Origin of the sequence: Chryseobacterium gambrini (assembly GCF_027920505.1) — a bacterium.
GTDB lineage: Bacteria > Bacteroidota > Bacteroidia > Flavobacteriales > Weeksellaceae > Chryseobacterium > Chryseobacterium gambrini.
The window spans coordinates 1,349,474-1,361,570 of the sequence record NZ_CP115857.1 but is presented as its reverse complement, the minus strand read 5'-3'; the positions used below and the strand labels follow the sequence as shown (position 1 = coordinate 1,361,570).

At 36.0% G+C, this 12,097-nt stretch carries 10 protein-coding genes; 8 read left to right on the top strand and 2 right to left on the bottom strand.

Going from position 1 to position 12,097, the window contains the following annotated elements:
* The first annotated feature begins 105 nt into the window (after nucleotides 1-105).
* The gene (locus PFY09_RS05990; RefSeq protein WP_408640182.1) at nucleotides 106-1,056 is read left to right on the top strand and encodes a helix-turn-helix domain-containing protein; all 951 of its coding nucleotides are present in this window, start codon (nucleotides 106-108) and stop codon (nucleotides 1,054-1,056) included.
* Nucleotides 1,057-1,149: 93 nt separating this feature from the next.
* Entirely contained in the window at nucleotides 1,150-1,917 is a 768-nt protein-coding gene (locus tag PFY09_RS05985) for an SDR family NAD(P)-dependent oxidoreductase (protein WP_271161794.1), read from the top strand.
* A gap of 62 nt (nucleotides 1,918-1,979) precedes the next feature.
* On the opposite strand, the gene PFY09_RS05980 is transcribed toward PFY09_RS05985, so the two are convergent.
* Complete coding sequence (locus tag PFY09_RS05980; protein ID WP_271161793.1) at nucleotides 1,980-2,387, bottom strand: winged helix-turn-helix transcriptional regulator; 408 nt, start codon at nucleotides 2,385-2,387, stop codon at nucleotides 1,980-1,982.
* Nucleotides 2,388-2,611: 224 nt separating this feature from the next.
* On the opposite strand from PFY09_RS05980, the gene PFY09_RS05975 reads away from it, so the two are divergent.
* Entirely contained in the window at nucleotides 2,612-3,448 is an 837-nt protein-coding gene (locus PFY09_RS05975) for an alpha/beta fold hydrolase (protein WP_271161792.1), read from the top strand.
* Between the two features lie 389 nt (nucleotides 3,449-3,837).
* Here the strand turns inward: PFY09_RS05975 and PFY09_RS05970 are convergent, their stop codons facing one another.
* Nucleotides 3,838-5,013 (bottom strand): acetyl-CoA C-acyltransferase, encoded by a 1,176-nt coding sequence (locus tag PFY09_RS05970; protein WP_271161791.1) that lies wholly within the window; start codon nucleotides 5,011-5,013, stop codon nucleotides 3,838-3,840.
* Between the two features lie 131 nt (nucleotides 5,014-5,144).
* Between PFY09_RS05970 and PFY09_RS05965 the strand changes: the two genes are divergently transcribed.
* From PFY09_RS05965 to PFY09_RS05945, 5 genes are read left to right on the top strand one after another with little or no spacing between them, the layout of a single operon-like run.
* A complete protein-coding gene (locus tag PFY09_RS05965; RefSeq protein ID WP_271161790.1) occupies nucleotides 5,145-5,762 on the top strand; it encodes a TetR/AcrR family transcriptional regulator in 618 nt (205 codons plus the stop codon).
* Nucleotides 5,763-5,815: 53 nt separating this feature from the next.
* Entirely contained in the window at nucleotides 5,816-7,156 is a 1,341-nt protein-coding gene (locus PFY09_RS05960; protein ID WP_271161789.1) for a TolC family protein, read from the top strand.
* Between the two features lie 9 nt (nucleotides 7,157-7,165).
* Nucleotides 7,166-8,209, top strand: a complete 1,044-nt coding sequence (locus PFY09_RS05955; RefSeq protein WP_271161788.1) for an efflux RND transporter periplasmic adaptor subunit — start codon at nucleotides 7,166-7,168, stop codon at nucleotides 8,207-8,209.
* Nucleotides 8,210-8,215: 6 nt separating this feature from the next.
* Nucleotides 8,216-11,296 (top strand): efflux RND transporter permease subunit, encoded by a 3,081-nt coding sequence (locus tag PFY09_RS05950; RefSeq protein ID WP_271161787.1) that lies wholly within the window; start codon nucleotides 8,216-8,218, stop codon nucleotides 11,294-11,296.
* 11 nt (nucleotides 11,297-11,307) lie between these two features.
* Nucleotides 11,308-12,087, top strand: a complete 780-nt coding sequence (locus PFY09_RS05945; RefSeq protein WP_271161786.1) for an SDR family NAD(P)-dependent oxidoreductase — start codon at nucleotides 11,308-11,310, stop codon at nucleotides 12,085-12,087.
* The last annotated feature ends 10 nt before the right edge of the window (nucleotides 12,088-12,097 follow it).

Genomic DNA, 12,097 nt, shown 5'->3' with positions numbered 1-12,097 from the left:
CATTATTAATCCCAAATCTTACTTAAAAGATTTGGGATTTTTATTTACTAGAAAATAAAATTACAAGCCTCCGCAATAGATTACTCCTGTAATAAATGATTATATTTGAATTTTACAAATATACCGATGAGCTCAATAACAATAAAACAGTTTTATGAAGAAATTCTGGGAGAGAATAATCCAGATTTAGATAGTATTCTGAGTGCTAATATCAATAAGGATATTGGGCATTTTAATGTTTTTGATGTGGCCGAAATGTATAAGGTGGCTAAAGGCAAACCAGAAATGCCTTATAATACAAGAACCTATTACAAGATAAGTTTGATTGCTGGCAAAAACAAAGTGGAATTTGCTGATAGAACCATCGAAGTAACACAGTATGGTATTCTGTTTGCAACGCCTAAGATTCCCTATAACTACATCCCCCAAGACAATAATCAAGCGGGGCATTTCTGTGTTTTTACTAAGGAATTTTTAGCTAAATCAAAAATTGGATTAGAGATTGACAATCTTCCTATTTTCTCCAGTCAAAGTGATTTTGTGTATCAGTTGACTCAGGAACAGTTTGAGCAAATTAATATGCTTTTTGATAAAATGCACCTCGAAATCAACTCGGATTATGAGTACAAGTATGATTTGTTACGTAATTATTTAATGGAGCTTATCCATAATGGTCAAAAACTAAAGCCAATTGCTCCCGCTGGAAATATTAAAACTGCTTCGGGCAGAATAACATCTTTATTTATTGAACTTTTAGAGCGTCAATTTCCGATAGAAAATACCACACAAATTTTGGTATTAAAAACTCCCAAAGAATATGCAGATAGTTTAGGCATTCACGTCAATCACCTTAATCGAGTACTGAAAGAAACGACAGGAAAAACAACCGGAGAAATCATTGCCAGCAGAATCAATCAGGAGGCAAAGGCATTATTGAAACAAACGCATTGGAATATTTCAGAAATTGCTTATACCTTGGGTTTTGATGAGGTGGCTCATTTTTCTAACTTTTTCAAAAAACATAACCAAAAGTCGCCTTTGATCTTTAGAGAGTAGTTGTTTGATTTTTACAAATATCACTTTGATTATTGCAAATACTTATCACCCGATTATGCTCAACTTTGTATTGTAATTTTAAAACATAAAAAAATGGCAAACAATGCAAATAAAATCGTCTTATTAACAGGCGGTAGTCGTGGACTTGGTAAAGACTCAGCACTTCAATTAGCTAACAACGGCTTCGATGTTATTATCACTTATCAGTCAAATAAAGAAGCGGCAGAAAATGTGGTCAATGAAATTAAAGCACTTGGAAGAAGATCAACAAGTCTTCAGTTGGATTTAGGAAAAGTAGCTTCCTTTGATGGGTTTGTTACTGAGTTGACAGGTATTTTAGCAAATGACTTTGGTGTATCAAAAATTGATGCCTTAGTGAATAATGCAGGCACAGGCTACTACGCTTCTATTGAAGAAACGACAGAAGAAGCCTACGATGAAATGGCAACTACTCACCTAAAAGCACCATTCTTCCTTACACAGAAGTTACTTCCGTTCATTAACGAAGGAGGGAGTATTGTGAATACATCCACTGGTTTAGCTCGCTTTACCTTGGCAAACTGGTCTGCTTATGCGATTATGAAAGCGGGAATCGACGCTCTAACTCGTTATCAAGCATTAGAATTTGGCCCTAAGAAAATTAGAGTTAATTCAATAGCGCCAGGAGGTATTGCAACTGATTTTGGAGGTGGTGCATTAAGAGATAATCAAGATTTTAGTGAGTATTTAGCCAGTCAGACTGCCTTGGGTAGAGTTGGATTACCTGATGACATCGGTGGCGTAATCGTATTCCTATGCTCTGAGCAATCGAAATGGGTTAATGCTCAACGTATTGAAGTTACTGGAGGATTTCATATTTAAAAGTCGAAACCTCATTAGATACATCCTTACTGAATCCCAAATTTAAATAATTTGGGATTTTTCTATTCTCTAAGTTTGGCCATTCCGATTCTTGTAAAAGCCTCTTTGTCTTTGTGAATCTCCTCTAACATTTCTTTTCTTTCTTCAGGAACAGGGTAGTATTTTTCAGCCCATAAATTTATTTCTACAATTAATGGAAATAAATTTATTCCTTTTTCAGTCAGTTTATATAAAAATTTAGTTCTGTTTTCTGGATGTATTTCCTTGGTAATGATTCCATTTTCTTCTAAATTAAGCAATCTGGATGCTAAAATATTGGTAGCGATTTTTTCCTCTGATTTTGAAAAATCACCATAAGTGCACTCTTTTTTAAACATTAAATCACGCACAATTAAAAGAGACCATTTGTCTCCGATAATTTCTAATGAATTGCTAATTAAACAGTTGGATCTTTTTTTTGTTTGAGGCATAAAAAAATATTTAAATTACTTGCATATTGAAAGTGATTGTGTTTATATTTACACTTGCAATATGCAAGCAAAAATACAATTATAATTTAAAACAATCTACAATGAGCATAAGATTTTTAAAATCAAATCCATTTACTATGCATAAAATTAGCTTTTTGACTTTAATAGTCTTAACAACATTATCATTTAACAATCGAATTTATTCACAAAAATCAAAATTTCACATGACAGAAACAGCAGTAACTACAAAAACGCAATATGCGTTAATTGACGGTAAAAGAATTGCGTACAGAAAGTTTGGAGTCGGAACTCCTGTTATTTTAACCAATCGTTTTAGAGGGACTTTAGATACCTGGGATCCTTTATTTTTAGATCTATTAGCGAAGAACAATACGGTGATCACCTTTGATTATGAAGGCATAGGATATTCTGAAGGGGATCTGCCTTTAGACATCAGAAATGTTGCTTCAGGAGTAGTTAAATTAGCCGATGCTTTAAAAATTAACAACTTTAATGTTATGGGATGGTCTTATGGAGGCTGGGTGGCACAATATGTCACTTTTTTAAATCCAGAGAGAGTTTTAAAAACAGTGCTTATCGGGACTAATCCAATGGGGAAAAATGAAGTTCCTTTTGAGCCTGTTTTTTTAGAAAGAGCTTTAAAACCGGTTAACGATTTTGAAGATGCAGTTATTTTATTTTTTGAACCGAAGTCTGAGAAAAGCAGAAATGCTGCACAGGCTTCAATGGGAAGAATCATGGAACATACAGACTGGAGCAAAGTGCCATCAACTCAGGAAGTATTCCAACGTTATTTCGCTTCCAATGAAGCCATAGCAGAGGATAAAGAAAATTTCAGAGCGTCTTATGCCGCATTAAAAACTCCGGTACTGGTAATATCAGGAGATCATGATATTTCATTTGCTACAGAAAACTGGTTTCCTCTTCTGAAAAAATCGCCTTCAGTTCAGCATATCATCTTTCCGGAAGCAGGTCATGCCCCTCATTTTCAATATCCTGAATTAGCAACAGCGTACATTAATTCTTTTCTTGTACAGTAGTAAACAGAGAGGTAGTAAGAAACTTTAAAAGGAATCTATGAAATGCAATAGGGTAGTAGTGACAGAATTATATAATAACTCAAACAAACAACAGTTGTAGATAAAAATGGAACTGCAGGAGTGATCAGTCTCAATATTGTGAATCTAGTTTAATATATATCGATTACCTGTCAGGTTACTGTTAATCCTATGAAAATATACTTACAGTTGATGAAGCAAATCAATTCAAAAGAACTTTCTTGAACCAACAATAGCTAATCTTGCTGTAAGTATATTTACTATAAAATAACATTTCTATCTACAAGTTTATTATCCCTTAATGAATTCACAGTTTCTAAATGTAACAGAAAATTAAAAAGGGATAAAATACAACAGAAAAGCATTACATCTTACATCAGATTTTCCAGAACAACCGCCGAAGCGCCGCCGCCTCCATTACAGATCGCTGCGATTCCGTATTTCCCATGTTCCTGAATAAGAACATTAAGCAAAGTCACAATGATTCTGGCTCCTGAAGCTCCAATAGGATGACCTAATGCAACGGCACCACCGTAAATATTTACTTTGTTTAAGTCAAATCCTAAAATCAGCTGATTTGATAAAACAACGGACGAATAAGCCTCATTAATTTCAAAATAGTCTATCTGAGATAATGATAAAGATGCTTGCTTTAATGCTTTTTCAATTGCAATTGCTGGTGATGTGGTAAACCATTCCGGAGCCTGTGCGGCATCTGCAAAAGAAACTATTTTTGCCAACGGCTTTAAATTGTGCTTAAGCACCGCTTCTTCTGAAGCCAAGATCAATGCAGCTGCACCATCATTAAGATTGCTCGAATTAGCAGCTGTTAAGAAACCATCTTCCTCAAAAACGGGCTTAAGCTGTGAAATCTTTTCAGGAATCAGCTTGTAGATATCTTCATCTACCGAAAATTCAGAGATTTCCTTTTTTCCCTGAAACGGAATCGTTATCATTTCATTTTTAAATTTTCCAGTGGAGGTTGCCTCCTGCGCCTTTTTGTAAGATTGTAAAGCATACTCATCCAGCTGCTGTCTGGTATGACCGTATTTTTTTACACCAAGTTCCGCTGCGCTTCCCATATGATAATCATTATAAACATCCCAAAGGCCGTCTTTGGTCATTCCGTCCGTCATCTGTGCATTTCCTAATTTGGTTCCTTTTCTCAGATAAGAATAATGAGGAACATTGCTCATGCTTTCCATTCCGCCGGTTACAACAATATTATCTATTCCGGTCTGGATTTGTTGTGCGCCAATAGTTGTTGCTTTTAATCCTGAAGCACAGACTTTATTGATCGTTGTTGCATCACTGCTTTCAGGGATATGTGAAAATATCGCAGATTGTCTGGCTGGTGATTGCCCAACTCCCGCACTGAGAACATTACCCATATAAACACTATCTATAATTTCCGGATTAACAAGTATGCTTTCGTATGCATCTTGAATTGCAAACGCTCCAAGTTGGGTAGCGCTGTAGCCGGATAAACTTCCCATTAAACTTCCGATAGGCGTCCTTTTCGCTGCCACTATAAAAACCTCTTTCATAACTGATGATTTTGTAGATAAATATTAAGAATGTAAATATAATGAAATAATATACCGATCGGTATATTATTGTTTAGAAAATGAACTTTGTTCAAAAAAATATTTTATATTTGTGGTCTAAAAATCTTATAATGAGTATAAGCGAAAGGAAACAAAAAGAAAAAGAAGCACTGAGATTGCTGATCCTTAATGGGGCTAAAAAACTTTTCGTGGAAAAAGGTATCGAACAGACAACTATCCGAAACATAGCAGATGAAATTAACTACAGCGTAGGTACTGTTTATGTATATTTTAAAGATAAAAATGCCATATTTCACGATTTGCATTCTATTGGATTTCAGGAACTGGGGAAAGTCTTCAAAGATCTTTTCGAGATCAAAGATCCAATGGATAGACTTCGGAAAATGGGATCTGTTTATCTGAAGTTTGCTATTGAGAATTCTGAGATGTATGATTTGATGTTTAATCTTAAAGCGCCGATGGAATATCTGGAAATGCAGAAAAATGACCTTTGGTCAGAAGGTAATACAACATTCGGCTATGTTAAAAAAACAGTTGAGGAATGTATGTTGGAAGGACATTTTAAAGATAATAATTCTGAGGCTTTATCTTTTATGATCTGGAGCTTGGTGCACGGGATGTGCTGTCTGGAAATCCGTCAGAGAACAAAAGGCGTTAAATTCAGCAGCCCCGAAACCATTATGTCTGAAGGTTATAATGAATTTCTAAACATTTTAGAAAAACTATAAATTTTTTTGCTAAAAAATGAACATTGTTCAAAAAATAAACATTGTATAAATTAATGAAAAAATTATCATTTTTGCTATTAACTGGCTTTGGATTTTTCGGATTTTCACAAAGCAATCTGGATCGGTATATTAAGATCGGTCTGGAAAATAATGAAGTCATAAAACAGAAAAACTTCGACATCAGTAAAAGTCTTTTTGCTTTACAGGAGGCTAAATCAATGTTCTATCCTTCTGTAGGATTAATTGCTAACTATACCATAGCGGATGGAGGAAGAACAATTGATATTCCGATTGGCGATATGCTGAATCCTGTTTACAGCACATTGAATCAGATCACCAATTCAAATGCATTTCCGTCGTTGAAGAATCAGTCAGTATTAATTAATCCAAATAATTTTTATGATGTAAAACTTCATACTACAATGCCGCTGCTGAATTATGAGATCATTTACAATAAAAAAATCAAAACACAGCAGGCAGCATTACAGAAAATTGAGTTAGAAATTTACCAGCGCGAACTGGTAAAAGATATCAAAATTGCCTATTACAAATACCTGCAATCGGTACAAGGTATAAGGATTTACGAAAATGCTTTGTCTATTGTGAAAGAAAATCAAAGAATAAACCGGTCACTTTTTAAAAATGATAAAATCAACCGGACAGCAGTTCTTAGAAGCGATAATGAGGTAACAAGAATACAAGCCGGTCTAGAAACAGCTATTAACACCAGTAAAAGCGCTAAATCTTATCTTAACTTTCTGTTAAATCAAAAGCTGGATACAGAAATTGATATTGATGAGAATATCGTATTGCCGACAGAGCTTATTGCAGAAAATACTTCTGGCAGGGAGGAACTAAAACAGCTTGGAGAAGCAAAAAATATTAATGAAAACGTGTATCAGCTTACAAGATCCAACTGGTTTCCCAAATTGGGAGGATTTGCAGATCTTGGATTTCAGGATTTTGATTTCAGGGTAGACAAATCTTCTCGCTACTACTTTGCGGGACTTAGTCTGGAATGGAATATTTTCTCCGGTAACAAAAATAAATACAAGCTCAAGCAGGTAGATGAAGACCGTAAAAAAATAGATTCTCAGATTGATAATGTAAAGCAGCAGTTGCTCCTGCAGTTTGAAGTCGCCCAGAATAATCTGAGATCCGCTCTGGAGCAATATCAATCAGACAATCAACAGAAAGAAACGGCTAAAAAGTATAACGACGATGTTACAAAATTATACAAACAGGGTCTCGCAATCTATATAGAATTACTGGATGCTCAGAATCAGGTAGTCAATACACAGCTCAATGCCAATATTGCACTCTACAATTCCTGGATTGCTTATGCGGAACTGGAGCGTGCAAATGCTTCTTTTAATCTAAACCTAGAAAAATAATACAACAATATGACTAAAAAAATAACAACTCTTCTGCTTTTGGCATTGCTTGCCACGTCCTGCAAAGAAGAAAAAAAAGATTTGAAACCATTTTCGTCCTCCGATGTTATTGCAATAAAAACAGCGGATGTTGGATCAATGGCTCTGGCTTCCAATATCAGTGCATCGGGTCTGGTATCAACAGAAAATGAAACTACATATTCCTTTAAAATTGGCGGAGTGGTCAGCGGAATCTTTGTAGAAGAAGGACAGTTTTTTAGAAAAGGTCAGCTTTTGGCGACTCTTGACGAAACGGAAATCCGTTCAGGACTCAACCAGTCAGACCTTAATGTTCAGAAATACGAACGCGACTATAAACGTGCCACTAATCTCTATAAAGATAGTGTTTATACTCTGGAACAAGTTCAGAATACAAAAACGGGTCTTGATATTGCCCGCAGACAGAAGGATGCTGTTGCCTTCAACGTAAGATATTCAAAAATTTATGCAACAGCGGATGGATTTGTTTCCAAAAAAGCAGCCAATAAAGGTGAAATCGTTGGTCCTGGATCGCCTGTTTTAATTATTAATGAAACAAGTAATAACAATAATTATGTATTAAAAGTTGGACTTACCGACACAGAATGGGCTTCTGTAAAGACAGGACAAAAAGCGGTGGTTACTTTGGATGGGTATCCCGATAAAACATTTGATGCTTTTGTATTCAGGAAATCACAGACCGCCGATATGGCACTCGGGTCTTTTCAGGTAGAGCTTAAACTAATTCTGAATAATAGTAAGCCTGCATTAGGTATGTTTGGAAAAGCTGAGATTAAGACAGATCAATCCGAAAATTTTATCACTGTACCTTACAATTCTCTGATTGAAGCGGACGGAAATAACGCTTTTGTTTTTGTGGTGCAAAACAACAAAGTAAAAAAAAGACCCATTACGATTGCCAGATTTGAGAAAGATAAAGTCTATGTAAGTGGCGGGCTTCATAAAGAGGATAAGATCGTGATCTCCAATAGTGCCTATCTTAACGAGCAGTCAACCATTAAAATTATCAATTAAGAAACGATGAAAATTACAAATTTTGCCGTCAAAAACTACCAGTTTACACTGATTATATTTCTTCTCGTTGCGGTTGTCGGGTTGTTAACCTTATTTACAATGCCGAGATCTGAAGATCCGTCTACACATCCGCCTCAATATCTTATCACGGTAATTTATCCGGGAACCAGCCCTAAAGATATGGAAGAGCAGGTAGTAAAACCTATTGAAAATAAGATCTACGGACTGGAAAATATTGATAAGATCCTGACTACAGTGGAAGATGGTGTTGCTGCTTTTGAAGTTAAATTTAAATATGGAGTAGACGTTGATAATAAATATCAGGAGATTTCTACCGAGATCAATGCTTTAAAAAACAGCGAACTTCCCAAAGACATTTATCAGATTAAGACAGAAAAAATATCATCTTCAGATGTTAAAATTCTTCAGGTAGCATTAGTTTCAGAAAATGCTTCTGAGAAAAAACTGCACGATGAGGCAGACAAACTTAAAACCAGGCTGGAAAAAATTACTAATCTTAAGAACGTAATCTACTCAGGCGTTCCGGAGCAGGAAATCAGAGTAGATTTACAATTGGAAAAGCTGGCAAACCTAAGAATTCCTCTGAATGTGGTAATGGGAAGCCTCCAGAGTGAAGCAGCTGATATTCCGGGTGGCAGTATTGATATGGGAACCAAAGTTTTCAATGTGAAGACAAGCGGTAAGTTTAAAAACGATGAAGATGTAGCCAATACAGTGATCTATAATGCAAACGGAAAAATCATCTATATGAAGGATGTTGCTAAAGTAGGCTATAAATCTCAGACCGTTGATCACATTACGCGAATAAACGGTCACAGATGTGTTTTGGTAAGTGCCGGAATGAAAGATAATGTTAATATTACCGATGTTCAGAAGGAATTTGAACCTATTCTTAAACAATTTTCGGAAGAACTTCCCCCAAATATAAAACTCGTTAAGAATTTCGATCAGGCTAATATGGTTTCCCAACGCCTTGGTCATTTAGGTTTTGATTTTGGTTTAGCCATTGTTTTAGTGATAATTACTTTGCTTCCATTAGGCTCAAGAGCTTCGGTAATTGTAATGATTTCGATCCCGCTTTCACTGGCATTGGGATTAATTGCTATGAACGCTTTAGGATTTTCCTTAAATCAACTGAGCATTGTCGGGTTGGTAGTAGCATTAGGGCTACTGGTGGACGACAGTATTGTTGTTGTAGAAAATATTGAAAGATGGCTTCGCGAAGGACATTCTAAAAAAGATGCAGTTTTAAAAGGTACAAAACAGATCGGACTGGCAGTTGTAGGCTGTACAGCGACATTAATTATTGCATTTTTACCATTGGCATTTCTTCCGGATGTAGCAGGAGAATTTATCAGAAGCCTCCCTATGGCGGTTATTACAAGTGTTTTGGCATCAATGCTGGTGGCTCTTACGCTTGTTCCGTTTTTGGGAAGCAAATTCCTGAAAACCCACGAGCACGGAGAAGGAAATGTTTTTCTCAAGTATCTGCAGAAATTCCTTACCAACAGCTATAAGGGAATTATGCCGAAAGCTCTGAAGTATCCTAAAATTACCGTCGCCATATCTATTGCGCTTAGTGCACTGGCATTTGTTTTATTCGGTTTTACAGGATTTAAATTATTTCCGACTTCTGAAAAGCCGATGTTTCTTATTAATATTAAAACGCCTTTACAGTCTAATATCTCCGAAAGTAATCGTGTAGCGAGGATGGTTGAAACTGAACTGAAAAAACATTCAGAGATTATTTATTTTACATCGAATGTGGGAAAAGGAAATCCTCAGATCTATTACAATGTGCATCCACAAGACCGTAAATCTGATTTTGCACAGATCTTTGTACAGCTTGAAGACGAAGCCAAACCGGAAACAAAAACAGCTTTGATTGAAATATTAAGACAGAAATTCAGAACGATGCCTTATGCAAAAGTGGAAGTTAAAGACTTTGAACAGGGGTCGCCTATTGAGGCGAATATCGTAGTCCGTCTCTTCGGAGAAGATCCGGCTATTCTCAGAAAATTGTCTTCGCAAGTGGAAAACATCCTGCGTAAGCAGAAAGGAACCGTGTACATCAACAATGAACTGAATACTTATAAAACCGATATAAAAGTAAAAATAAGCAAAGAAAAAGCAAGAACATTGGGTGTATTGACAAGTGAAGTAGATAAAGTAATTCGTCTTGCAATAGCTGGACTTCCGGTGGGAGATTATATTGATGACCGAGGTGATGCAAGAACTGTAACGATTACATTGCCGAGAGAAAAGTTTTCCAATTTGGATGTTCTTAGAAATCTATATGTCAATAATGTGCAGGGTGCGCCTGTTGCACTTAACGAAATTGCAACAGTCACTTTTGAAACATCACCTACAGCGATTAATCATTTTAATAAATCCAGATTTGCGAAAGTCTCAGCAATGACTGCCAAAGGTTATTATGCGAATGATTTGTTGGTAGATATCGTTCCGCAGCTGGATAAGCTGAAGATGCCTAAAGGATATTACTACAAATTGTCCGGTGAAAAAGAATCGGAAGGTGATGCTTTGGGAGGAAGCTTTATTTCGGTAATCATTCTGAGTACATTTCTTTTTATAGCGGTACTCCTGCTGCAGTTCAAAACTTTTAAAGGAATCATTATTGTCCTTTCGATTATTCCGCTGGGTGTTTTGGGAGGTGTTACTCTTCTTATGATTAACGGCGATCCTATGTCGCTGGTTGCTATTATAGGATTTATCGGACTTTCAGGAATTCAGGTTAAAAATTCACTACTTCTGGTTGATTTCACAAACCAGCTAAGACTTGAAGGTAAATCGATAGATGAGGCAATAGCCATTGCAGGCGAAACCCGTTTTTTGCCGGTAGTACTTACTTCATTTACAGCAATATGCGGATTGATTCCATTAGCACTAAATTCTAATCCCTTAATCGCTCCTTTAGCAATAGTATTAATCGGAGGGCTTATCAGTTCTACGATTCTGTCAAGAATTGTAACGCTTATTATGTATAAACTGATTCCGCCGAGTCTGGAAACAGAGGACGGACAGGAAATAAATGAGCTCCCAACATAAATTTAAATACAATGAAAGAATACATTCTAATTACCGGTGCATCATCCGGAATCGGCTATCAAATGGCTATCCAACTTGCTGAAAAAGGAAAGAATCTGATTCTTGTAGCGAGAAATGAAGAAAAACTAAAAAAATTACAGGGAGAACTTGTAAAGTCGTATCATGTTTCTGTACATCATTTAGTTAAAGATTTATCAAATCCTGAAAATGCTGTTGCACTTTATAATGAAGTGATTCAGGAAAAGCTTCTGGTAACAGGTCTTGTGAATAATGCAGGAATCGGGACCTATGGAGAATTTATAGAAACTCCGCTAGAAGAAGAGCTTAAAATGATTAACCTGAATATTTCCAGTCTTGTCGTTCTCACTAAACTCTTTGCCAAAGATATGGTGGCAAGAAAATCCGGCAGAATTATGAATATTGCCTCATTGATGGCATTTTTACCTTTTCCTTACTATTCGGTGTATTCCGCTACAAAAAGTTTTGTACTGGCTTTTACGGAAACTTTGGCTTCCGAACTGGAAGGGACAGGGGTAGTGATAACAGCTCTTTGTCCTGGTTCGGTAGATACAGGATTTTATAATCAAGAAATGCTCAGATCAAAAATGCTGGAAACGAGCAAACCTATACATCCTGAAGTAGTTGCAGAAGCCGGTGTTAAGCTTTTATTATATGGCAAAGGCAAAAAAATTGTTGGTTTTATGAATTGGTTTATGTCAAATGTTCCGCGCGTAACTCCTGATTTTCTGATGATGAAAATTAAAAAGAAACTTTCGCAAAAAAATCATTAACATATAAAAG